General features: G+C 71.4%; 20 protein-coding genes and 1 riboswitch. Of the genes, 5 read left to right on the forward strand and 15 right to left on the reverse strand.

The window, feature by feature from the left end; translation table 11 throughout:
* Nucleotides 1–33: 33 nt before the first annotated feature.
* The 3 genes from ACFVFH_RS01655 to ACFVFH_RS01665 form a co-directional block, all read right to left on the reverse strand.
* Nucleotides 34–1,296, reverse strand: coding sequence for an ArsA family ATPase (locus ACFVFH_RS01655; protein ID WP_383761881.1), 1,263 nt, complete (start codon nucleotides 1,294–1,296; stop codon nucleotides 34–36).
* A gap of 4 nt (nucleotides 1,297–1,300) precedes the next feature.
* Complete coding sequence (locus ACFVFH_RS01660; RefSeq protein ID WP_383761883.1) at nucleotides 1,301–1,750, reverse strand: SRPBCC family protein; 450 nt, start codon at nucleotides 1,748–1,750, stop codon at nucleotides 1,301–1,303.
* Between the two features lie 107 nt (nucleotides 1,751–1,857).
* Nucleotides 1,858–2,664, reverse strand: a complete 807-nt coding sequence (locus ACFVFH_RS01665) for a metallophosphoesterase (protein ID WP_383761886.1) — start codon at nucleotides 2,662–2,664, stop codon at nucleotides 1,858–1,860.
* 280 nt (nucleotides 2,665–2,944) lie between these two features.
* On the opposite strand from ACFVFH_RS01665, the gene ACFVFH_RS01670 reads away from it, so the two are divergent.
* On the forward strand, nucleotides 2,945–4,741 hold the full coding sequence (locus ACFVFH_RS01670; protein WP_383761889.1) for an AMP-dependent synthetase/ligase: 1,797 nt from the start codon (nucleotides 2,945–2,947) through the stop codon (nucleotides 4,739–4,741).
* A gap of 167 nt (nucleotides 4,742–4,908) precedes the next feature.
* Here the strand turns inward: ACFVFH_RS01670 and ACFVFH_RS01675 are convergent, their stop codons facing one another.
* Nucleotides 4,909–6,051, reverse strand: a complete 1,143-nt coding sequence (locus ACFVFH_RS01675; RefSeq protein ID WP_383761892.1) for a glycosyltransferase family 4 protein — start codon at nucleotides 6,049–6,051, stop codon at nucleotides 4,909–4,911.
* Between the two features lie 124 nt (nucleotides 6,052–6,175).
* Here ACFVFH_RS01675 and ACFVFH_RS01680 point away from each other — a divergent pair, with 124 nt between their 5' ends.
* Nucleotides 6,176–7,450 (forward strand): glycosyltransferase 87 family protein, encoded by a 1,275-nt coding sequence (locus tag ACFVFH_RS01680; protein WP_383761894.1) that lies wholly within the window; start codon nucleotides 6,176–6,178, stop codon nucleotides 7,448–7,450.
* A gap of 283 nt (nucleotides 7,451–7,733) precedes the next feature.
* Here the strand turns inward: ACFVFH_RS01680 and ACFVFH_RS01685 are convergent, their stop codons facing one another.
* The 5 genes from ACFVFH_RS01685 to ACFVFH_RS01705 form a co-directional block, all read right to left on the reverse strand.
* Complete coding sequence (locus ACFVFH_RS01685; protein WP_383761897.1) at nucleotides 7,734–8,972, reverse strand: hypothetical protein; 1,239 nt, start codon at nucleotides 8,970–8,972, stop codon at nucleotides 7,734–7,736.
* Between the two features lie 16 nt (nucleotides 8,973–8,988).
* A complete protein-coding gene (locus ACFVFH_RS01690; protein WP_383761899.1) occupies nucleotides 8,989–10,020 on the reverse strand; it encodes an NlpC/P60 family protein in 1,032 nt (343 codons plus the stop codon).
* Between the two features lie 235 nt (nucleotides 10,021–10,255).
* Nucleotides 10,256–11,284, reverse strand: coding sequence for an NlpC/P60 family protein (locus ACFVFH_RS01695; protein ID WP_383761902.1), 1,029 nt, complete (start codon nucleotides 11,282–11,284; stop codon nucleotides 10,256–10,258).
* A gap of 283 nt (nucleotides 11,285–11,567) precedes the next feature.
* Complete coding sequence (locus tag ACFVFH_RS01700) at nucleotides 11,568–12,929, reverse strand: NYN domain-containing protein (protein ID WP_383761904.1); 1,362 nt, start codon at nucleotides 12,927–12,929, stop codon at nucleotides 11,568–11,570.
* 37 nt (nucleotides 12,930–12,966) lie between these two features.
* The gene (locus tag ACFVFH_RS01705) at nucleotides 12,967–13,209 is read right to left on the reverse strand and encodes a hypothetical protein (protein ID WP_014156692.1); all 243 of its coding nucleotides are present in this window, start codon (nucleotides 13,207–13,209) and stop codon (nucleotides 12,967–12,969) included.
* Between the two features lie 163 nt (nucleotides 13,210–13,372).
* On the opposite strand from ACFVFH_RS01705, the gene ACFVFH_RS01710 reads away from it, so the two are divergent.
* Nucleotides 13,373–14,122, forward strand: a complete 750-nt coding sequence (locus tag ACFVFH_RS01710; RefSeq protein WP_383761907.1) for a rhomboid family intramembrane serine protease — start codon at nucleotides 13,373–13,375, stop codon at nucleotides 14,120–14,122.
* Nucleotides 14,119–14,400, forward strand: a complete 282-nt coding sequence (locus ACFVFH_RS01715) for an Lrp/AsnC family transcriptional regulator (protein ID WP_093543818.1) — start codon at nucleotides 14,119–14,121, stop codon at nucleotides 14,398–14,400. Before ACFVFH_RS01710 ends, ACFVFH_RS01715 begins: the two co-directional genes overlap by 4 nt.
* A gap of 76 nt (nucleotides 14,401–14,476) precedes the next feature.
* Here the strand turns inward: ACFVFH_RS01715 and ACFVFH_RS01720 are convergent, their stop codons facing one another.
* The 6 genes from ACFVFH_RS01720 to ACFVFH_RS01745 form a co-directional block, all read right to left on the reverse strand.
* Nucleotides 14,477–15,856, reverse strand: a complete 1,380-nt coding sequence (locus ACFVFH_RS01720) for an aminotransferase class V-fold PLP-dependent enzyme (protein ID WP_383761911.1) — start codon at nucleotides 15,854–15,856, stop codon at nucleotides 14,477–14,479.
* 174 nt (nucleotides 15,857–16,030) lie between these two features.
* Nucleotides 16,031–16,148, reverse strand: a riboswitch (SAM riboswitch).
* An 85-nt stretch (nucleotides 16,149–16,233) separates the two neighbouring features.
* Entirely contained in the window at nucleotides 16,234–17,298 is a 1,065-nt protein-coding gene (gene trpD / locus ACFVFH_RS01725; RefSeq protein WP_383761914.1) for an anthranilate phosphoribosyltransferase, read from the reverse strand.
* 123 nt (nucleotides 17,299–17,421) lie between these two features.
* A complete protein-coding gene (locus ACFVFH_RS01730; RefSeq protein WP_383761917.1) occupies nucleotides 17,422–19,047 on the reverse strand; it encodes a cytochrome bc complex cytochrome b subunit in 1,626 nt (541 codons plus the stop codon).
* Nucleotides 19,044–20,096: a Rieske 2Fe-2S domain-containing protein gene (locus ACFVFH_RS01735; protein ID WP_383761920.1), complete on the reverse strand. Its 1,053-nt coding sequence runs from the start codon at nucleotides 20,094–20,096 to the stop codon at nucleotides 19,044–19,046. The genes ACFVFH_RS01730 and ACFVFH_RS01735 overlap by 4 nt, the downstream gene beginning before the upstream one ends.
* On the reverse strand, nucleotides 20,093–20,902 hold the full coding sequence (locus tag ACFVFH_RS01740; RefSeq protein ID WP_383761922.1) for a c-type cytochrome: 810 nt from the start codon (nucleotides 20,900–20,902) through the stop codon (nucleotides 20,093–20,095). Before ACFVFH_RS01740 ends, ACFVFH_RS01735 begins: the two co-directional genes overlap by 4 nt.
* 62 nt (nucleotides 20,903–20,964) lie before the next feature.
* The gene (locus tag ACFVFH_RS01745) at nucleotides 20,965–21,585 is read right to left on the reverse strand and encodes a heme-copper oxidase subunit III (protein WP_383761924.1); all 621 of its coding nucleotides are present in this window, start codon (nucleotides 21,583–21,585) and stop codon (nucleotides 20,965–20,967) included.
* 187 nt (nucleotides 21,586–21,772) lie between these two features.
* On the opposite strand from ACFVFH_RS01745, the gene ACFVFH_RS01750 reads away from it, so the two are divergent.
* Nucleotides 21,773–22,174: a hypothetical protein gene (locus ACFVFH_RS01750; RefSeq protein WP_383761926.1), complete on the forward strand. Its 402-nt coding sequence runs from the start codon at nucleotides 21,773–21,775 to the stop codon at nucleotides 22,172–22,174.
* Nucleotides 22,175–22,203 lie beyond the last annotated feature (29 nt).

The raw sequence follows: 22,203 nt of genomic DNA on the forward strand, positions 1-22,203 counted from the left end.
ACTACCGACGTTACCCGAAGCGCGACGTGCCGTTCAGTCCGTCCGCGGCCAGAGTCCGGGGTCGGGGGTGAACCGGACCCGGAGCACCCCGTCGGTGAGCGCGGCGCCCGCGACGGTGCAGCGGCGCAGTCCGGACTCCAGCGGGACGATCCGGTGGAACGGCCCGACGGTGAGCAGCAGTTCGTCGCCGCGGCGGACCAGCTGGAGGTCCTTCTTGACGGCGCCGGGCAGCGGCAGGCACCAGACGAGGACCGGTTCGCCGTCGTCGGCCGGCGGGACGGTCACGATCCGGCCGCCGGGCAGCGCCCCGCCCGTTCCGTCCGGGGTGCCGGGGCTCTCGATCCACCAGGGGTCCTCGGCGCGGCCGCCGCCCCGTCCGTCCGGTTCCGGGGCCAGTGCGTCGTCCTCGGCGAGCCGGGCGAGGTCGTCGAGGCCCCGCGGGTCGCGGCCGAGGTGGGGCACCTCGCGCAGCGCGGTCCCGGGCGCCCACTCCTCGGACCAGCGGTCGGCGGTCTTCTCCTGCTGGGCGGCGAGCTCCGCGAACCAGGGGTCGGCGGAGTGCCTGGGCAGGACCCGGTTCACCGCGAGGGTGTCGACCCGCAGTCCGTGCAGGGCGAGGCCGGTGCGGGCGGTGCGCAGGGCGTCCTCGGCGGCGGGGCCGGGCTCCGCGACCAGCCGGAGGGTGGTGCCGCGGTCCTCGATCAGGGCCTGGACGGCGGCGAGCTCGGCGTCCCTGCGGGCGGCCGCCTCGTACAGCCACTGGGCGGGCATGGGCACGCCGGCGAGCTGGGCGAGCATCGGGCGCAGGGCGCGGGCGGCCTGGCGTTCCGGAGGGAGCAGCCTGCGCAGATAGCGGCGCAGCTGCTCGGGGAGGGCGAGCAGGGCGAGTGCCTCGCGCAGCGGTGGCAGGTCGACGACGAGGAGGTCGTGGCCGAGGCGCGACCAGTCGCCCCGGGCGGCGCGGCGCAGGGTGTGCAGGAGGGCGAGCTCGGTGCTGCCGGGGAGTTCGGTCAGCTCCTCGCCGTCCAGCCGGTTCCCGCCGAGCAGGTCGAGCACGGTGGCGGCCTGGTCCTGGAGGGCGAGGAGTTCGGCGCGGAAGTGCTCGCCGGAGTCGACGCGGGCGGACCAGAGGCCGTCGGTGACCTCGGTGGGCTCGGTGTTCCCGGGGAAGCCGGGTATGCCGTCGGCGGACAGCAGCAGGGTGCGCCGGCCGCGGCGGGCGGCGGCCAGTGCGGTCGCCGCCGCGACGGTGGTACGGCCGCCGCCGCCGGGGCCGGTGACGAGGACCGTACGCACCGGGTCAGCCCTTCGGGACGGACTCGACGCGCTTCTTCAGACCGGCCAGGGCCCGGTCGATGATGACCTTCTCCGCCTTGCGCTTGATCATGCCGAGCATCGGGATCTTGACGTCGACGGTCAGCCGGTAGGTGACCTCGGTGCGGTCGCCGTCGCCGAGCGGGGCCAGTGCGTAGGAGCCGTCGATGGCGCGCAGCATCTGGGACTTGACGAGGGTCCAGCTGACCTCGTAGTCGCCGATCCAGGTGTAGGCGAGGGTGTGGTCGTCCTTGATCGCCCCGGCGTCGAGGACCAGCCGGACCTTCTCGGCGCGGCCCCGGTCGTCGGTGGAGAGGACCTCGGCCTCCTTGACCTCGCCGGTCCATTCCGGATAGCGGGCGAAGTCGGCGATCACTCCCATGACGTCGGCCGGTGCCGCCTCGATCGTGATGCTCGAGCTGGTGTGTTCAGCCATCGCCGTGGCTCCTCCAGTGCGGTGTACCGGTGCGTCGGCAGATGCCTGCCGTCAGAAGGCTATCGCGTGCGCACGGTGGCTCGTCCCAGGGCCCGGTGCCGGTCCGGTCACCACTCCAGGGCCCAGGGCCGGCCGGTGGACGCGAAGTGGCCGACGTTCACGCATTCGGTGGCGCCGATCCGCATCCGGCGGACCAGCGGCTGGTGGACGTGGCCGAAGAGGGCGTAGCGGGGGCGGGTCCGGCGGATGGCATCCAGCAGGGCCCGGCTGCCGCGCTCGAAGCGGCGCGCCACCGTGTCGTACGTCAGCTCCGGCACCTCGGGCGGGATGTGGGTGCAGAGCACGTCGACCGGGCCGAGCGCCTCGATCTTGGCCGCGTACTCCTCGTCCCCGATCTCGTACGGGGTGTTCATCGGGGTCTTCAGGCCGCCGCCGACGAAGCCGAACACCCGGCCGCCGATCTCGGTCCGTTCGCCGTCCAGGACGGTGGTGCCGGGGTGTGCGTACTCGGACCACAGGCCGGGGATGTCCACGTTGCCGTAGGTGGCGTACGTCGGTGTGGGGAAGGCCGCGAACAGCTCGGCGTACTGCTTGCGCACCGCCGAGACGATCGCGGCGTTGCGGTCCATGCCCGCCCACAGGCCCCGGCCGAACTCGCGGGCCTCCTCGAAGCGGCGCGCGGTGCGCAGCGCGACGATCCGGTCGGCGTTCTCCACGCCGAAGAGGTCGGGGAAGATGCCGCGCGAGTGGTCGGCGTAGTCGAGGAAGAGGACCAGGTCGCCGAGGCAGACCAGCGCGTCGGCGCCGTCCCCGGCGCGGGCCAGCGCCTCGCTGTTGCCGTGCACATCACTGACCACATGGATGCGCGTACGTCGTCGGGTCGACGGTGCTGGGCTGTCCGGTCCGGCTCGCATGACGATCACCCTAGAACCCGTCCGGTCACCTGGGTAGAGGCCGCCGGACCTGCGAATACCGTCGTCCGGTCACGCGGGTGGACTACTGTGCGGCCAAGGATCACCGTTATGTGTGACGCATAAGACATCTGGCCGGAACCCCCTATCGGGAACCGAGTACTCGTGGGTAACGTCCGGGCAGTCCAGTTGCGCTCACCCCACTGAGCGCTTGCCATTCTTGGACCGCAGCCGGTGCGTCACACAGAGCCGTGGCACCGGAGCCCGATGAGGAGCAGCAGTCTTGCGCGAGTTCAGCCTTCCGGCCCTGTACGAGGTCCCTTCGGACGGCAACCTGACGGATCTCATCCGCCGCAATGCCGCTCAGCATCCCGATGTCGCGGTGATGAGCCGCAAGGTGGGGGGCGTGTGGACCGATGTCGACGCCACGCGGTTCCTGGCCGAGGTCAGGGGCGTCGCCAAGGGTCTGATCGCCGCGGGTGTCGAGGCCGGCGACCGGGTGGCCCTGCTCTCGCGCACCCGCTACGAGTGGGTGCTGCTCGACTTCGCGATCTGGAGCGCGGGCGCGGTCACCGTCCCGGTGTACGAGACCAGTTCGCCGGAGCAGATCCAGTGGATCCTCGGTGACTCCGGTGCCGCCCTGTGCGTGGTGGAATCCGAGGCGCACCAGGCCTCCGTGGTCTCCGTACAGGCGGATCTGCCGGCCCTGAAGGGCATCTGGCGGATCGACGACGACGCGATCCGCGGGCTGACGGCGATCGGCGAGGACGTCCCGGACGAGACGCTGGACCTGCGGATGACGAGCGCCAAGGCGGACGACCCGGCCACCATCGTCTACACCTCGGGCACCACCGGCCGCCCCAAGGGCTGTGTGCTCACGCACCGCAGCTTCTTCGCGGAGTGCGGCAACGTGGTGGAGCGGCTGAAGCCGCTCTTCCGTACCGGCGAGTGCTCCGTGCTGCTCTTCCTGCCCGCCGCGCACGTCTTCGGGCGGCTGGTCGAGGTGGCCTCGGTGATGGCCCCGATCAAGCTCGGCTGCGTACCGGACATCAAGCACCTCACCGATGAACTGGCGTCGTTCCGGCCGACGTTGATCCTCGGCGTGCCGCGGGTCTTCGAGAAGGTGTACAACGCGGCGCGCGCCAAGGCGCAGGCCGACGGCAAGGGGAAGATCTTCGACAAGGCCGCGAGCACCGCGATCGCCTACAGCCGCGCGCTGGGCACGCCGCAGGGTCCGGCGCTGGGTCTGAAACTGAAGCACAAGATCTTCGACCGGCTGGTCTACGGCAAGCTGCGCGCGGTGCTCGGCGGGCGCGGCGAGTACGCGATCTCCGGCGGCGCGCCGCTGGGCGAGCGGCTGGGCCACTTCTACCGGGGCATCGGCTTCACGGTCCTGGAGGGCTACGGCCTGACCGAGACCTGTGCGGCCACCGCCTTCAACCCGTGGGACCGGCAGAAGATCGGTACGGTCGGCCAGCCGCTGCCCGGTTCGGTGGTGCGGATCGCCGACGACGGCGAGGTGCTGCTGCACGGCGAGCACCTGTTCACCGGCTACTGGAACAACGAGGCGGCGACGGCCGACGCGCTGGCCGACGGCTGGTTCCACACGGGTGACATCGGCACGCTGGACGAGGACGGCTACCTCGCGATCACCGGCCGCAAGAAGGAGATCATCGTCACGGCGGGCGGCAAGAACGTCGCTCCCGCGGTGATCGAGGACCGGATCCGGGGACACGCGCTGATCGCCGAGTGCATGGTGGTCGGCGACGGGCGGCCGTTCGTGGGCGCGCTGGTCACCCTGGACGAGGAGTTCCTGGGCCGCTGGGCCGCGGAGCACGGCAGGCCGTCCGGTTCGACGGCCCGGTCGCTGCGCGAGGACCCGGAGCTGCTGGCCGAGGTGCAGCGGGCGGTGGACGACGGGAACGCGGCGGTGTCCAAGGCGGAGTCGGTGCGCAAGTTCCGCATCCTGGACGCGCAGTTCACCGAGGAGGCGGGCCACATCACGCCGTCGCTGAAGCTGAAGCGGAATGTGGTGGCGAAGGACTTCGCGGACGAGATCGAGTCGATCTACCGGAGCTGACCGGCGCTCCGTATCCGCATCCGGAAGGGCCCGCACGCGTACGTGCGGGCCCTTTGGCGTGCGTGCCCTTCCGCGTGGTGCCCGGCCGCGTACGCGGCACGGTGGCCGTCCCGCCCGCCGAGGGAGGGCGGAGTGACGGTCCCGCACCGGCCGCGCGCGTACGCGGCTCAGAGCAGCGTCCTGAGCCGTTCGGCGAGCAGGTCCCAGCGCCACTTCTCCTCGACCCAGGCCCGGCCCCGCTCCCCCATCCGCTGCCTCAGCTCCGGGTCGCGGAGCAGGGTGACGATCCGGTCGGCCGACTCCTCCACGCTGTTCCCGCGCACCACCCACCCGGTCTCGCCGTCGAGCACCGCGTCGGGCGCGCCGCCGGAGTCGCCCGCCACCACCGGAAGGCCGGTCGCGGACGCCTCCAGGAAGACGATGCCGAGGCCCTCCACGTCGAGGCCGCCGCGGCGGGTGCGGCACGGCATGGCGAAGACGTCGCCCGCGCCGTAGTGGGCGGGCAGCTCCTCCCAGGGCACCGGTCCGGTGAAGCGCACGGACCCGGCGACCCCGGTCTCCTCGGCCAGCCGCTCCAGCTCCTTGGCGTACGGCCCGCCGCCGACGACCAGCAGCACCGCGTCCGGCACCCGGGCCAGGATCGCGGGCATCGCGAGGATCAGTGTGTCCTGGCCCTTGCGGGGCACCAGCCGTGAGACACAGACCACGACGGGCCGGTCCGAGAGCCCCAGCCCCGCCCGGACCCGGCCGCCGCCCGAATCCGGGTGGAAGGTCTTCTCGTCGACGCCGGGCGGCAGCCGGGTCATCCGCGCCGCGGCCGCCGGAGTGAGCGCGGGGGCGATCCGGGAGCGGGTGTACTCGCCCAGATAGGTGATCGTGTCGGTGCCCTCGCCGATCCGCCGCAGCAGTTGGCGTGCCGCGGGCAGCTGGGCCCAGCCCGCCTCGTGGCCGTGGGTGGTGGCGACCAGCCGGCGGGCCCCCGCCCTGCGCAGCGCCGGTGCCATCAGCCCGAGCGGGGCGGCGGCGCCGAACCAGACGGAGGTGCAGTCGTGTTCGCGCAGCAGCCGTACCGCGCGCCGGGTGACCCGGGGCGTCGGCAGCAGCATCGTCGTGGGGTCGCGCACGACGGTGAACGGCTGCTCGGCGTCGAAGGCGGCGGTGGCCGCGATGCCCTCGGGGGTCCGCTTCCAGGTGGAGGCGTACACGACGATCCGTCCGGGATCCAGCCGCAGCGCCATGTTGTGCAGAAACGCCTGGATGCCGCCGGGCCGGGGCGGGAAGTCGTTGGTCACGATCAGGGTCTTGTCCATCCCGGCCGACAGTACCGGGCGGTCCGCACCGGATGGCTCCGGCACCGCCCGTACGGGCATCATGGCTCCTCGTACCCGGCGCGTGCCGACCGGGCGCCCGGCGAGGAGAACGGATGGGACGGCCATGACGGGATCGACCGGCGGACGGCTCGCCGCCGCGGCGGTGTGGGCCCTGACCAGGGTCGTGCTGCTGCTCTGCGTCACCAAGGTGATCGCGCTCTCCGGACCGGACGTGACCAGTGACGTCTCGGTGATCTACCACGGCTGGTCCGAGGTGCTGAAGACCGGTACGTATCCGGAGTCCGACGTCACCTGGCAGTACCCGCCGCTGGCGGCGCTCGCCGTCCTCTCCCCCGCGCTGCTGCCGTTCCTGGACTACGCCTCGGCCTTCTTCGTCCTCGCGTTCGTCTGCGACCTGCTGGTGCTGGGACTGCTGATGTACGCGGGCCGGGGCGACGGCCGGTGGCAGGCGGGCACCTGGATGTGGGTGGCGGGGGTGCCGCTGCTCGGCACGACGGCGTACGCGCGGTACGACGTGATGGTCACGGCGGTGGCGGTGGCGGCGCTCCTGGCGGGGCTGCGGCATCCCCGGGCGATGGGGGCGCTGGCCGCCGTCGGGGCGCTGCTGAAGGTGTGGCCGGCGCTGGTCCTGGCCGGTACGGCGCGCGGCCGGCGCACGCGGCTGGCGTGGACGGCCGCGGCGGTGACCGGGGCCGGGCTGCTGGCGGGGTGTGCCGTGGCGATGCCGGGGGCGCTGGCCTTCCTCGGCGCCCAGCGCGACCGGGGCACCGAGGTGGAGTCGCTGGGCGCGCTGGTCTTCCATGTGGCGCGGCAGTTCGGCTGGCCGGGCCGGGTGGAGTACCACTACGGCTCGATGGAGTTCCTGGGTCCGTACGTGCCGCTGGTGAGCACGCTGGCCCTCGGTCTGTCCGTCCTCGCCTTCGGCTGGCTGCTGGTGTGGCGGCTGCGGGCCCGCGACTTCGGCGCGAGCACCCCGGCGGACGCGGCGTTCGCGGCGGTGCTGCTGTTCACCACGACGAGCCGGGTGCTCAGCCCCCAGTACATGCTGTGGCTGGTCGGGCTGGCGGCGGTCTGCCTGGTGTTCCGCGAGAGCCGGATGGTGCTGCCCGCGGCCCTGGTGCTGGCCGCGACGGGCCTCACCCAGTGGGAGTTCCCCTTCGGGTTCACCCATGTGGTGACCAGTGACGCGACCGGTGTGACGCTGATGCTGCTGCGCAACGGGGTGCTGGTCGCGGCGACGCTGATCGCCTGCCGCAGGCTGTGGCGGCGGACGGTGCCCGGGGCGGCGCGCGGCGACGACGGCCCGGCCCCGGCACGGACGGAGGACCCCGGGGCCTCTCGTCCGGACCTCGCCGGGCTCGCGCGCCCCGGCGCCTGATCCGGCCGCGATCCGGACGGAGGACCCCGGCCCCGGGGCCTCTTGTCCCCAGGACCTGTCCCCGGACTGCCACCTGCCGTGCGGGTGCCCGGCCTCCGGCCGGACGACGGCACTTCGAGGACAGGCCCTGGATGTGTATCGGAAATGGCGTCGTCCGTCCGGAGGGCGGGTCCGACGGTGTCCGGTGCGTGCGATCGGACGGTGTCCGGTGCGTGCGATCCCGACAACGCGGCGAGGTGCCGCAGCCGCCGTCGCGCGCCCGCCAGGAATTACGGGACAGCCCTCAGCCGAGCCGGGAGCGCAGCCACTCCCGCCAGAGGGCGGTGAACTCCTGCGGGGTGGTGCCGAGCACCTCGCGCATCGCCTCCCGTACCGCTCCGTCCCGTTCCGCGTGCCCCCCGACGGCCCGGTAGAAGGCGGACAGCTTCTCCTCGCCCCAGCGGTCGGCGATCAGTTCGCAGGCCGCCCAGCCGCCCTCGTAGGCCCGCGCCAGGCGCTCCGGGTCGCCCGCGAAGCCGAAGTCCTCGTCCGTGGGGAGCGCGGCCGGCGGGTCGCCGCGCCTGACGGTCCGGGCGAGTCCGGGCGCGATCTGCGCGGGGGTGCGGTCCTCCGCGCGGTAGGCCACCCGGTCGGCGAAGCCCTCGGAGAGCCAGACGGGGGTCGCGGCGGAGGTGCGGGCGCGGGTGGCGACATGGGTGGTCTCGTGGGTGAGGACGACCCGCCGCCCGAGGGGGCCGAGCGTGCCGTACGCCTGCGGGTTGACGATCACCCGGTCCGCGGGGTTCTTGTGCGCGGAGCCGGTCCGCCCGGTGGTGACGGCGGCGATGCCCCGGTAGTCCGCCGCCGCCGACCCCAGCAGCTCCGCCATGTCCCGCGTCGTCCGCGGCACGAGCACCACCACCCGGCCCGCCCAGCCCTCCGGCCAGGCGCGGGAGACGGCGGGGACCGCGCGGTCCGCGGTCGCCGCGACGGCGCGCAGCTCCCGCGCGCTGCGGCCGACGCCGAGCACCAGGCTGTGCTTCCCGCGCACCACGCGCACCTCGCCCTGCTGCCAGAGCGGGCGGACCCGGTCCGCGCCCGCCCGGTCGCCGACGACGTACCAGCGGCCGTCCGTCCGGTCCCGCCTCAGGTCGATCACCCGGTCCGAGGTGACCGGGGCGGCGTCGTAGCCCTTGATCCGGTAGCCCAGCTCGACCTCCGCGGTGACCCGGTCGGAGCCCCGCGCGGTCATCTCGCGCAGCCGGTACGTCCAGGAGCTCAGCGGGACGTCCGCGAGGTTGGCCAGCTCCCGGCGCTGGGCCGTGCGGAAGCCGGTGGCGCCGGGGTCCGTGGTGGCCAGATAGGCGGCCGGGTCGTGGTCCAGCACCGCGGCCGCCCGGCGGTCCAGCACGGCCCGCACGGCGCGGTCGGTGGCCCCGGGGGCGTCGTCGTCGGGGGCCGCGCAGCCCGAGGCGAGCAGCAGCGCGGCGAGCAGCGCGCCGCCCACACGCCGCGCCCCGCTCCGTCCCCGCCTCTGTTTCACCCGATCGAGGGTACGGTCAGACGCGGGTGACCGAGGAGACGGGCATCATGCCGACCGGGTCGTAGCGCACCGCGGCCCCGGGGTACGGGGCGTGGATCACCTGGCCGTGGCCGACGTACATCGCGACATGGCTGGCGTCCGCGCGGTAGACCACCAGGTCGCCGGGGCGGGCCTCGGAGAGCGGCACCTGGTGTCCCGCGTACCGCTGGGCCTGCGAGGTCCGCGGCAGACTGACCCCGGCACGGGCGTACGCCCACTGCATCAGCCCCGAACAGTCGAAGCCGGCCGGTCCGTTGGCGCCCCAGATGTACGGGCGGCCCAGGGCCTGCTGGGCCGCCAGCACGGCGACCGCGGCGCGCGCGGAACCGGCCGGCAGATCGGCCAGGGACGGGTATCCGGCGTCGCGGCCGGAGCGCGAGGCCCGTTCGAACCGCGCCCGGTCGGCGGTGGGCAGCGTGTTCAGCAGCCGCCTGGCCTCGGCCAGTTTGCGCTCGACGGTCCGTTTGTGACGGGTGGCGTCCGCCCGGCTGCGTTCCAGCTCGGCCAGCGCGCGGGCCGCCTCCGTGCGGGTCTGCGCCAGTCCGCGCTGGACCTGCTGGAGTTCGCGCAGCTCCGCGGTCTGGAGGTCGGTCAGGCGCTCCAGCACGGCCGCCCGGTCGAGATAGCCGTCCGGGTCGGAGGAGAGCAGCAGGGCGAGCGAGGGGTCGATGCCCCCGGAGCGGTACTGCGCGCCCGCCACCGAACCGAGCACGGCGCGCATCCGGTTGACCTGCTCCTGGCCGCGCGCCGCCCGGTCCTGCGCCCGGCCGATCTCGTCGCGCAGCCGGTCGGCGTTCTCTCCGGCCCGGTCGTACTTCTGGGTGGCCTGCTCGGCCTCCGTGTACAGCCGGTCGACGCGGTCCTGGGCGGTCCGGGGCGCGTCCTGCGGGTCGGCGTTCGCGGTGGCCGCCCCGAGGGTGGCGGCCGCGGTCGCCGCGGCGGCCGACAGAACGGTGGCCCGGACGCTCAGGTTGAGGCCGGACTGTGTGGAACGGCGATGGGACACCACAGGACGCCGCACTCCCTTCCGCTGTACGCAGTCGCGCAGCCCCTGCCGCCCGGGGCGGGCGGACCGACGAACGGGAGCTGCACAGCAGGCAGACAGTAGTCGGACAGTCACGCAGCGGCTACGGGCCGCGCCGGTCGACCGTGCGGCGGAAACGACGGCGCCCCGCCGGTGACCTGTGGTCTCCGGCGGGGCGGACGGTCTGCGCGGGCGCGGGAATTCGCCCGTTCGGGCGTCGTCAGCCGACGCGCACGCCGAACTGGAAGCTGCCGATGGTGTTCATCGACTCGTAGCGGACGACCGTGCCCGGGTACGGGGCGTGCAGGACGGTGTTGTTGCCCGCGTAGAGGCCCACGTGCTCGGTGTTGTTGAAGAAGACCAGGTCGCCCGGCTTCAGCGCGCTGCGCCCGATGTGGGCACCGTCGTTGACCTGGGTGTACGTGACCCGGGAGATCTGGACGTTGGCCTGGGCGTAGGCCCACTGGGTCAGCCCGGAGCAGTCGAAGGACCCGGGGCCGGTGCCGCCGCGGCCGTACGGCTTGCCCACCTGGGTGGCGGCGGCCTTCAGGGCCGCGGAGCCCCAGGCGGACGCGGGGACCTCGTTGCCCAGGTCGACCCGGTCGCCGGCGGCGCGGCTGGCGCGCTGCTCGTCCTCGCGCATCTTCGTGCGCTCGGCGGCGGTCATCGTGTTGAGCAGGCGCTGTGCCTCGGCGAGCTTGTCCTGGAGCTTCTTCTTCTTCGCGCCGAGCGTCTTGCGCACGTCCGCGAGGTCGCCGAGCTTGTCCTGGGCCTCCTTGCGCTCCTGCGCGAGGACCCGCTGCTTCTCCTGGATCTTCCCCAGGGTCTCGGTCTGCTTGGCCGTCAACTGGTCGAGGGCCGAGGCCTCGTCGAGGAAGGTGTCCGGGTTGGACGAGAGGAAGAGCTGCACCGACGGGTCGATGCCGCCGGAGCGGTACTGGGCGGCGGCGAGCGAACCGAGGCCGCTGCGCAGGTTGTTGATCTCCTGCTGGCCGCGGGCCACCTTGTCCTGCAGCGCGCTGACTTCCTTCTCCAGCTTCTGCTGCTTCTCCTTGGCGCCGTAGTACTGCTCGTTGGCCGCGCCGGCCTCGTGGTTGAGCTTCTCGACCTTCGCCTTGACCTCGCCCTTGGAGGGCTTCGGGTCGGCGTGCGCCGCCTGGGAGGTCAGGGCCACGGCCGCGGCGGCGGTCGCGGTGAGCACGGTCACACGGGCGCGGCTCGGCTGCTTGGGACGACGGTGGGACGCCACGAAGGCGAGCTCCTTCTTCCTCGAGCCGCCTACCGGGCTGTGGGGGATCGAATCCCCGGCTCCGTGGACATCACGGACTCGGCGGTGCCTTCGCCGTCACCCCGGATGGGTGATCAACCGTGCGAAGGTTCGAGGCCTGACCCTAGTGACCAACTTGTGATCAGTTCAAATCCTCACAGGAAAAATCTCGTCACGTACCGCACTTCTTTACCCTGGACACACGGGGTGTAGCGGCTGCCTGACGATCCGTTCCCCGTTTTCCACCGAGACCCGGCAAGTGCCGCTAGACACGCGAAAGGCGCTTCAGGAGCAAGACGGACGCAACGGGCCTCGCGCCCGCCTTCGCCACCCCGTCGGCGACTTCACGGTCGGTGGAGACCACCACGACGGGCCTGCCCGGCGGTTCGGCGCGCGCCAGCTGCCGGATGAGCTCGTCGGCGGTCACCCCGGGCTTGCTGAACAGCACCCGGACCCCGCGCGGCGGCGCGAGCAGCACCGGGGCCGCCAGCTCGGCCCCGTCGAAGACACAGGTCATCTCGGCGCCGGTCTGCGCGGCGAGCATCGAGAGCCCGCCCAGCAGCCTCAGCCGCTGCTTCTCCAGCGGCAGTTGCGGATAGCCGGTCTTGGTGACGTTGTACCCGTCGATGATCAGATGCGCCTGCGGCAGCGCGAGCAGCTGGTCGAGCAGGGCCGGATCGGTCTCCGAAAGGGCCCTGGCGGCGATGTCCTTGGGCGACATCCGGCCCGGCTCGACCGCGTCGACGCCGTCGGCGGGGCGGATCGAGGAGGGCGGCAGGGCCAGTTCACGTCGGAGTCCGCTCGCCGCGTCGAGCACCGTGTCCAGGAGCAGCCTCAGCCGCATGTCCTCGACCGAGCGGCCCTCCCTGGCGGCCCGCCGGCCCGCCTCCACGGACGCCTCGGCCTCGCCGAGGCGCGCCTTGAGCCGACGGCTCTCGCTCTCGGCCGCCGAGAGCTGGGCCGCCGCCTCGGACCGCGCGGCGTCGGCCTCGGCCCGGCTGCGGCGCAGCGCGGCCTCGCCGCGCCTGACCTCGTTGACGGCGCTGCGCAGCTTGCGCTGGAGGGACTCGGCCTCCTTGCGGGCGGCGTCCAGCTCGGCGCGCAGCCGCTCCGTCTCGTCCTTCGTCTGGGAGCGGGCCCGCACCAGCTCCTCGCGCAGCCGGTCCAGCTCGCGCCGGCTCTCCTCGTCGGCGCGCTCGGCGTGCGCACGCTGCGCCTCCTCGCCGGCCGCGGCGACCAGCTTCACCCAGCCCGCCGGGCGCAGCACATAGGCCGCCGCGGCCACGTCGACGGGGTCGGCGGCGGCCGGCGGCGCGCCGGACTCCAGGGCGGCGGCCAGCTCCGGCTGCCCCTCCTTGAGCCGCTCGCCGATGCGCTGCCGGAACAGCGCGTCGTTCTCCAGGGCGGCCGCCATGGCGTTCCCGGCGAACTTGGCGCGCCGGTTCGGGGTGAAGCGGGCGTACTGCCGCAGCTGGGCCGGGAGTTCGGTGACCGTCAGGCCGCCGAAGGCGTCGGAGACCAGCGCGACGACCCGCCGCCGTACGCCTTCGGGCAGCGGGCGGTCGAGCGCCTCGACGGCGTCGTCGGCCGCCTCGGCCGACTCGGCGCCGCTATCGGGCTGCTCCACCATCCGTCACCCCAAAATGTCTGTGGGCGCGGCTCCGTCAGGAGTCGGCACCCGGCCTGTCCACCAGTTCGATCTGGTCCACCGCGTTGCACCAACGGCAGCGCACCGACTCGATGGTCTCACTGACCACCTCGCGTTCCTCGACGCTGGACTCACCGGCCAGGTCGAGATGAACGTATTCGACGACCTTCGAGGAGCGTGTCACGTCGAAGCGCGTGAGGTTTCCGCAGAGCGTGCAGCGCCAGCGGGTCCCGTCGGTCGGCTGGGGAACCGTCGTCATCGTTGCGTCCTCTTTCGTCGAGCCTCGTGCTGCCTTGATTCAAGGATCTCGCGGTGCGCCGTCGAACTGCGGATGTCCTGCCGTAACCCTACGGCCTCACCGCGTCCCCCCGACACGGCGAGGCGGTCTGTCCCGTTCCCTCCGCTTGCGTCATGCTCTGTTCATGATCGATCAGCGAGCTGAGGCGGGAGGCCGGACCGGCCGACTGCTACGGACGGTCACCGGCGGTCCGCTGGTGACCCATGCACTGATCGCGGTCTGCGCCCTGGTCTTCCTGGTCAGCCCGCTGTCCGGCTTCCGCCCGGTCCCCGGCGGCGCCGACGCGCTGCTCGCCGCCCAGGCCGGGTACTTCGAACGCTGGGGCGTGATCCCGAGCGAGCTGTGGGAGGGCTCCGCACACGCCCTGCTCACCCCGTTCACCGCGCTCTTCGTGCACGGCAGCTGGCTGCATCTGCTGGGCAACGTGCTCTTCCTGTACGTGTTCGGGGCGATGACCGAGGAACGGATGGGCCGGGTCGGGTTCACCTTCTTCTACGTCATCAGCGGCTATCTCGCCCTGGTCGCCTACGCGGCCGCCCACGCCACGTCCGACCAGACGCTGGTGGGCGCGTCGGGGGCGATCTCGGCGGTGCTCGGGGCGTTCCTCCGTCTGTTCCCCCGGGCCCGGGTCACCAGCCTGTTCCCGTTCCTCTTCTTCCTGCCGCTGCGCTTCCCCGCCTGGATCGTGCTGGTCTTCTGGTTCGTGCTCCAGTGGCTGGCGGTCCAGGGGGCGGGCAGCGGGGGGCCGGGGGTCGCCTATCTGGCCCATGTGGTGGGCTTCGCCCTGGGCTTTCTCTACGCCTGGGGGCGTTACCGGCGTACGGATAGAGTGAAGGCACCAGCCACGGCCACCGAGGGAGAAAGCCAGCCGTGATCACCGCGATCGTGCTCATCAAAACCAGCGTGGACCGGATTCCCGAGATCGCCGAGGCCATCGCCGCGCTGGACAGTGTCAGCGAGGTCTTCTCGGTCACCGGCACCTACGACCTGATCGCCATGGTCCGGGTGGCCAAGCACGACGATCTGGCCGATGTCATCCCCGGCCGGATCAGCAAGATCCCCGGCGTGGAGGCCACCGACACGCACGTGGCGTTCCGTACCTACTCGCAGCACGACCTGGAGGCCGCCTTCGCCATCGGCCTCGACGCGTAGGCGACACCACGGCGTGACACTTCGGCGGGGGACGGGCTGCCGAGCCCGTCCCCCGCCGAAGTGCTGTGCGGTGCCGTCAGAGCTGCGCGGCGGCACCCCGGTCCGGGACGCAGCGGCCGTCCTCGGTGCGGTACTTCCACTGGGCGCCCTCGCTCACCAGCTCGGTGACCGCGCGGACGAAGCGCTCGATGTGCTCGTCGGGCGTACCGGCGCCGAAGCTCACCCGGATCGCGTTCAGCGACCGCTCCCCCGGCTCGGCCTCGGGCGCCCCGCACTCGCCGACCTCCTGCGGGTCGCCGCCCAGCAGGGTACGGACCAGCGGGTGGGCGCAGAACAGTCCGTCGCGGACCCCGATGCCGTACTCGGCGGAGAGCGCGGCGGCGAAGTGCGAGCTGTTCCAGCCCTCGACCACGAAGGAGATGACGCCGACCCTCGGGGCGTCGTCGCCGAACAGCGAGAGCACCTTGACCTCGGGGATCGCGGCGAGACCGGCCCGGACCGCGCCCACGAGGCGCTGCTCCCGGGCGACCAGGTTCTCGAAGCCCGCCTCGGTGAGCGCCTTGCAGGCGGAGGCGATGGAGTACACGCCGATGACATTGGGGGAACCGGCCTCGTGGCGGGCGGCGGTGGAGTGCCACTCGACCTCCACGCCGCCGTCGGCGCGGCGGGCGACCTTCCGCGAGGCGCCGCCGCCCGCGAGGTACGGCTCGGCCGCTCGGAGCCAGTCGGACCGGCCGGCGAGGACGCCCGAGCCGAAGGGCGCGTACAGCTTGTGTCCGGAGAAGGCGACCCAGTCGACGTCCAGCTCGGTGATGTCGACGGGGTGGTGCGGGGCGAGCTGCGCGGCGTCCAGCACGATCCGTGCGCCGTGCGCGTGCGCGGCGGCGGCCAGCTCCTTCACCGGCCACAGCTCGCCGGTGACGTTGGAGGCGCCGGTGACACAGACCAGGGCGGGGCCGTAGGGGTCGCGGCCGGCCAGTGCCCGCTCCAGGGTCTCGACGGCCTGGGCGGGGGTGCGCGGGGCGTCGAGGTAGGTCACCCGGGCGTCGCGCCACGGCAGCAGCGAGGCGTGGTGCTCGGTCTCGTACACGAAGACCTGGCAGTCGGCCGGGACGGCCGTGGCCAGCAGGTTGAGCGAGTCGGTGGTCGAGCGGGTGAAGATCACCTGGTCGTCGGCGCGGCAGCCGAGGAACTCCGCGACGGTCGCGCGGCTGTTCTCGAAGAGGTCGGTGGAGAGCTGCGAGAGGTAGCCCGCCCCGCGGTGGACGCTGCCGTAGTACGGGGCGTACGCGGCGACGTCGTCCCAGACGCGCTGGAGGGCGGGGGCGCTGGCGGCGTAGTCGAGAGCGGCGTACGTGACCTCACCGCCGGTGACCAGCGGAACCGATACATCCTTGCCCAGAACCGGCAGAGGGGCACAAAGCGACTGGTCGGCGGCAGCGGTGAGGACAGACATGGCGAACTCCCGTAAGAGGCAGGCGAAACGCATGCGCCGGCGGATACGCGGCAGCGCAGCGGAAGAGAGAAAAGGGGGTGCGGAAGAGGGCCGACGGCCCTATCGCATTCGCGTGCTCACAAGAGACTCCCTAGGGACCAGGACCCCGGGGGTTGGCATTCACAGATGCCGAGGGGCCCGCGCTTGCCGCAGACCTCGCTGCCTACGGCCTGGTCTTCACCCGGGGCACCCCGCCACGGACGGAGGGTTGCCGGACAGCGGGCCGGGGCCGTAGTCGCTGTCACTCATGACCTGTCCAGCATCTTGCCATACGTACGGAGCCGCGCAAGGCGCAGTCCAGGATCCGGACTGCGCCTTGCGCCACATCTGCGCCGCTCTCAGGCGTTGCTGACCGCCACCCAGCGCTCCAGCGCCCGTGCCGCCGCGCCGGAGTCGATGGACTCGGCGGCCTTCGCCATCCCGGCCACGAGCCGCTCGTTCAGCGGGCCGTCCGCCGCTTCCAGCGCCACCAGCGCCGCCGCCGAGTTGAGCAGCACGGCGTCGCGCACCGGCCCCCGCTCCCCGGTCAGCACCCGGCGGGCCACATCGGCGTTGTACGCGGCGTCCGCGCCCCGCAGCGCCTCCACGGGCACCAGCTCCAGGCCGACGTCGCGCGGGTCGAAGACCTCCTCGCGCACCGCTCCGCCCCGGACCACCCAGACCCGCGAGGTCGAGGTCGTCGTCAGCTCGTCCAGCCCGTCGTCGCCGCGGAAGACCAGCGCCGAGTTGCCGCGCTCGGCAAGGACCCCCGCGACGATGGGCGCCATCTTCGGATCGGCCACGCCGACCGCCTGGGAGCGCACCCGGGCCGGGTTGGTGAGCGGCCCGAGGATGTTGAACGTGGTGGGCGTGCCGAGCTCCTTGCGGGCCCGTGCGACGTAACGCAGGGCGGGGTGGAACTTCACCGCGAAGCAGAAGGTGATGCCCGCCTCCTCGGCGACCTCGACGACCCGCCGCGCGGAGAGGTCCAGGTTGACGCCGAGCTTCTCCAGCACGTCGGAGGAGCCGCTCGCCGACGAGGAGGCGCGGTTGCCGTGCTTGACGACCTTGGCGCCGGTGCCGGCGAGGACGACCGCCGACATGGTGGAGATGTTGACCGTCCTCGCGAGGTCGCCGCCGGTGCCGACGATGTCGAGCGTGCGGCCGGGCACGTGGATGGTGTTGGCGTGCTCGTACATCGCCCGTACCAGGCCGGAGACCTCGTCGATCGTCTCGCCCTTGGCCCGCAGGGCCACCGCGAAACCGGCGATCTGCACATCGGTCGCCTCGCCGCTCATGATGCGGTCCATCGCCCACGCGGTGTCGTCGGCGGTGAGGTTCTCGCCGCAGAGCAGCGGGTTCAGCACGCCGGGCCAGGTACGGTCCGCCACGCTGTCGCCGCCGATCGGGGTCACAACGTTCATGGTCCGCTCCTGGGTCCACAGCCGGTAAAAGGGATGGTCTCCACCCTATCGAGCCCCATGGACGGCAAAGAGCCCCGTCCATCGAATGGACGGGGCTCCCGCTGTGGCGATCAGTTCAGGCGATCAGTGGTGACCGTGGCCGCTGGTGATCTCCTTGTACTCCTCGACGGTGGGCTTGGCGATCTGGTTGTCCTCGCCGTAGTAGCCCTTGCTGAGCCGGGCCCGCAGCTTCTGCAGGGGCGACACCTTGCGCTCGACACCGTTCTCGTCGACCGTGGGGCCGATCTCGACCGGCTTGTACTGCTCGTGCGCGGTGAGCGTGTGCAGCTGCTCGGGGCCGAGCGGCTCGTGGATCTCGACGAACTCACCGTGCGGCAGGCGCTTGATGATGCCGGACTCGCGTCCGTGCAGCACCTTCTCCTTGTCGCGGCGCTGGAGGCCGAGGCAGATCCGCCGGGTGGCGATGAACGCGAGGACCGGTCCGACGAAGATGAAGATCCGGACGAACCAGGAGATGGCGTTCAGCGACAGGTGGAAGTGCGTGGCCCACAGGTCGTTGCCACCGCCGATGAAGACGATGACGTACTCGGTGATCCAGGCGACACCGAAGGCCGTCCGGGTCGGGGCGTTGCGCGGGCGGTCCAGGATGTGGTGCTCGCGCTTGTCGCCGGTGACCCAGGACTCGACGAACGGGTAGACCGCGATGATCGCGAGCACCAGTCCGAAGGCCATCAGCGGGATGAACACGCCCAGGACCAGTGTGTGGCCCCAGAGGTTGATCTCCCAGCCGGGCATCACTCGGATCAGACCCTCGGCGAAGCCCATGTACCAGTCGGGCTGGGCGCCGGTGGACACCTGGTCCGGGCGGTACGGGCCGATGGCCCAGATCGGGTTGATCGAGGCGATGGCCGCGATGACGGCGATGATGCCGAAGACCAGGAAGAAGAACCCGCCGGCCTTCGCCATGTACACCGGCAGCAGCGGCATGCCGACGACGTTCTTGTTGGTGCGGCCGGGACCCGCGAACTGCGTGTGCTTGTGGTAGAAGACCAGGATCAGGTGCGCCACCAGCAGACCGAGCATGATGCCCGGCAGCAGCAGGATGTGGATCGAGTAGAACCGGGCGACGAAGTCGTGACCGGGGAACTCCCCGCCGAACAGGAACATCGAGATGTAGGTGCCGACGATCGGCATCGACAGGATCGCGCCCTGGGTGAAGCGGACACCCGTGCCGGAGAGCAGGTCGTCCGGGAGCGAGTAGCCGGTGAAGCCGGTGAACATGCCCAGCACGAACAGCAGGAAGCCGAAGAGCCAGTTGATCTCGCGCGGCTTGCGGAACGCACCCGTGAAGAACACGCGCATCATGTGCACGAACATGCCGGCCAGGAAGATCAGCGCGGCCCAGTGGTGGATCTGCCGGACCAGCAGACCACCGCGGACGTCGAAGCTGATGTCCAGCGTCGAGGCGTAGGCCTCGGACATCTTGATGCCCTGCATCGGCTCGTACGAGCCGTGGTACACGACCTCGTTCATGCTCGGGTGGAAGAACAGCGTCAGATACACACCCGTGAGGATGATGATGATGAAGCTGTAGAGAGCGATCTCACCGAGCATGAAGGACCAGTGGTCCGGGAAGATCTTGCGCATGTTGGCCTTGGCCAGGGAGTAGATCCCGAGCCGGCCGTCCGCCCAGTCGGCCACCCGCTCACCGGCGGGCGCCTTGCGCTGTGTGTCGGTCGCAGTACTCATCCGCGCTCCCAGAATGCAGGACCGACGGGCTCATCGAAGTCACCGAGCGCCTCGAGGTTGCCCTCGCTGTTCACGCCGATCCGCAGCTGCGGGAGGGCGTGACCGGCCGGACCGAAGATGACGCGGGCGCCGTCGGAGAGGTCGAAGGTGGACTGGTGGCACGGGCAGAGCACGTGGTGGGTCTGCTGCTCGTACAGGCTGATCGGGCAGCCGACGTGGGTGCAGATCTTGGAGAAGGCCACGATTCCCTCGTGGGCCCACTCGCGCTCGCGCTTGTCCTTGATGTTGTCCGGCTCGATGCGGATGATCATCAGCGCGGCCTTGGCGATCTGGTTCTGGAAGTCCTCCGCCTCCTCCGTCAGGCCCTCGGGCATGGCGAAGGTCAGCGAACCGACGGCGACGTCCTCGGGACGCAGCGGCTCCATCGTGTTCATGTTGATGAGCTGCTTGCCCTTGGCCCACAGGGTGTTGCGGAGCTTCTTCTCCGGCAGCGGACCGAGGTCGCGCAGCAGCACCACGCCGGAGAGCGGCACCAGGGCCAGCGCGCCGAACATGGTGTTGCGGATCAGCTTGCGCCGTCCGAACGCGGACTCCTCGGCGCCTGCCGCGAAGTCGGCCAGGACCTTCGCCTTGACCTCGGGCGTCGCCTCGATGGCGTGCCGGTCGTCGGCGACCTCCACGTCGGACATCAGCGTGCGTGCCCAGTGGACGGCGCCGGCGCCGATCGCGAAGAGGGCCACGCCCAGGGTCAGACCCAGGGAGAAGTTGAGCGCGCTCACATGGCCGAAGGGCCAGATGTACACGATCTTGTCGACCGGGAAGATGACGTAGGAGGCGATGAAGCCGACCGTCGCCAGCATGGACAGCGTGAACATGAACGCGACGGCGCGCTCGGAGCGCTTCGCGGCCCGTTCGTCGAGGTCCTGGATGCGCGGCTTGTGGGCCGGCAGCCCCGGGTCGGCGAACGGGTCGTCCGCGCCCTCTACCGCGCCGTGCGCGGGGCCCTGCTCAGCGGGCAGGTTCTCTTCTGGAATCTCTTGGCTACTCATGACTTCTTGGCCTTAGCGGTGTGGGCCGCGACCCAAATGGCAACTGCGATCAGTGCGCCGAGCCCGAAGATCCAGGCGAACAGCCCCTCGCTGACCGGCCCCAGGCCGCCCAGCTTCAGACCACCCGGGTTCTCCGACTGGGCGCTGTTCACGGTCTGGATGTACGCGATGATGTCCCGCTTCTGCTGCTCGGGCATCGTCGTGTCCGGGAAGGACGGCATGCTCTGCGGGCCGGTCTGCATGGCCTCGTAGATGTGCTTCGGGTCCACGCCTTCGAGGCTGGGCGCGTACTTGCCGTTCGTCAGCGCGCCGCCCTCACCGGTGAAGTTGTGGCACTGCGCGCAGTTGGTACGGAACAGGTCGCCACCCTTGGCGATGTCCGCACCGTCAGGGCTGACCTGGGACTTGGTCGGAGTGATCGGGCCGGCGCCCAGCGACGCGACGTACGCCGCGAGCTGGTCGATCTGCGCCTGGTTGTAGATGACCTTCTTCTTCGGCACCTGGGCGCCGGGCTGCTGCGCCGGCATACGGCCCGTACCGACCTGGAAGTCAACGGCGGCGGAGCCCACGCCGACCAGGCTCGGCCCGTCGGTGGTGCCCTGACCGCCGGTTCCGTGGCAGCTGGCGCAACCGACGGAGTACAGCTTCTTGCCCTCTTCGATGGCGAGGGACTGGGCGGTTTCGTCGGCCTGCGCCTTGCTCGCGGGCGCAAACGCGGCGTACAGCCCCCCAGTGGCCGCCAGCGCGAGGAGTAGTACGACGACCGCCGCCAACGGATGGCGTCGTCGTGCGGAGAGCTTTTTCACGGATTACCCCGGTGTCAGGATCTTCTGCGTCGATGCTGGATGTGGTTCGGGTTCGAGCCCGGTTACTTGATCATGTAGATCGTGGCGAAGAGGCCGATCCACACGACATCGACGAAGTGCCAGTAATAGGACACGACGATGGCGGCGGTCGCCTGTTCGTGGGTGAACCTCTTGGCTGCGTATGTCCTGCCCAGAACGAGCAGGAAGGCGATGAGACCGCCTGTCACGTGCAGACCGTGGAAGCCGGTGGTCAGGTAGAACACCGAGCCGTACGGGTCGGAGGACAGCGAGAGGCCGTCCTTCTTCACCAGCTCGGTGTACTCGAAGACCTGGCCTCCGATGAAGATCGCACCCATCACGAAAGTGATCACGAACCAGGCGCGGAGCTTCTTCACATCGCCCCGCTCCGCGGCGAAGACGCCGAGCTGGCAGGTGAGTGAGGAGAGCACCAGGATCGTGGTGTTCGTCGCCGAGAACGGGAAGTTCAGCGCCGAAGCCATTTCCTTCCAGTGGGCCGGTCCCGTCACCGATCGCAGGGTGAAGTACATCGCGAAGAGGGCCGCGAAGAACATCAGCTCGGAACTCAACCAGATGATGGTTCCGACGCTGGTGAGGTTCGGTCGATTGACCGACGGGTGCGCGTGCCCGGTTTCTACTGTCGTTGCTGTCGCCACGACCGACATTATGTCGGTCGCTTATCCCGCCCTCACCCCGGGGGGTGCCGTTCGGTGTGTCAGGCGGGTGTGTCCTCCCCGAACGGCCCATGGATCCGCTGTCCCGAACGGTGCTGACAGGGCGTCGGGCGGAGTACGATCCGCGCATCGGTTCATGCCCGGAAAACCCCGAAGACACAGATGTCACGGAGGAACAATGCAGCCGACCGCCACGGTCCTGGTCTACAGCGACGACGCCAACACCCGTGAGCAGGTGAGGCTGGCAGCCGGGCACAGGCCCGCGGCCGACGTGCCGGCGGTGGAGTTCCTGGAGTGCGCCACCCTGCCCGCCGTCCTGGAGGCGCTGGACCGCGGCGGGGTCGACGTGTGCGTGCTGGACGGCGAGACGGCGCCCGCGGGCGGCATGGGCGTCTGCCGGCAGATCAAGGACGAGATCTTCCACTGCCCGCCGGTGCTGCTGCTGATCGGCCGCCCGCAGGACGCCTGGCTGGCCACCTGGAGCCGCGCGGACGCCGCGGTGACCCTGCCGGTCGAACCGGTCGAGTTCGCGGACGCGCTGGCCGCCCTGCTGCGCAGCAGGGACTGCGTGAGCGCCTGACACCCCCCCCCGCTTCCGGGGCCATGACC

This window comes from Streptomyces sp. NPDC057697, assembly GCF_042799335.1.
Taxonomy (GTDB): Bacteria; Actinomycetota; Actinomycetes; order Streptomycetales; family Streptomycetaceae; genus Streptomyces.

Coding starts and splice junctions, on each gene's coding strand:
- ACFVFH_RS01730 (WP_383761917.1), bottom strand. CDS start 19,047: ATGAGTACTGCGACCGACACACAGCGCAAGGCGCCCGCCGGTGAGCGG.
- ACFVFH_RS01665 (WP_383761886.1), bottom strand. CDS start 2,664: ATGCGAGCCGGACCGGACAGCCCAGCACCGTCGACCCGACGACGTACG.
- ACFVFH_RS01705 (WP_014156692.1), bottom strand. CDS start 13,209: ATGACGACGGTTCCCCAGCCGACCGACGGGACCCGCTGGCGCTGCACG.
- ACFVFH_RS01660 (WP_383761883.1), bottom strand. CDS start 1,750: ATGGCTGAACACACCAGCTCGAGCATCACGATCGAGGCGGCACCGGCC.
- ACFVFH_RS01710 (WP_383761907.1), top strand. CDS start 13,373: ATGATCGATCAGCGAGCTGAGGCGGGAGGCCGGACCGGCCGACTGCTA.
- ACFVFH_RS01720 (WP_383761911.1), bottom strand. CDS start 15,856: ATGTCTGTCCTCACCGCTGCCGCCGACCAGTCGCTTTGTGCCCCTCTG.
- trpD (WP_383761914.1), bottom strand. CDS start 17,298: ATGAACGTTGTGACCCCGATCGGCGGCGACAGCGTGGCGGACCGTACC.
- ACFVFH_RS01735 (WP_383761920.1), bottom strand. CDS start 20,096: ATGAGTAGCCAAGAGATTCCAGAAGAGAACCTGCCCGCTGAGCAGGGC.
- ACFVFH_RS01680 (WP_383761894.1), top strand. CDS start 6,176: ATGACGGGATCGACCGGCGGACGGCTCGCCGCCGCGGCGGTGTGGGCC.
- ACFVFH_RS01745 (WP_383761924.1), bottom strand. CDS start 21,585: ATGTCGGTCGTGGCGACAGCAACGACAGTAGAAACCGGGCACGCGCAC.
- ACFVFH_RS01750 (WP_383761926.1), top strand. CDS start 21,773: ATGCAGCCGACCGCCACGGTCCTGGTCTACAGCGACGACGCCAACACC.
- ACFVFH_RS01675 (WP_383761892.1), bottom strand. CDS start 6,051: ATGGACAAGACCCTGATCGTGACCAACGACTTCCCGCCCCGGCCCGGC.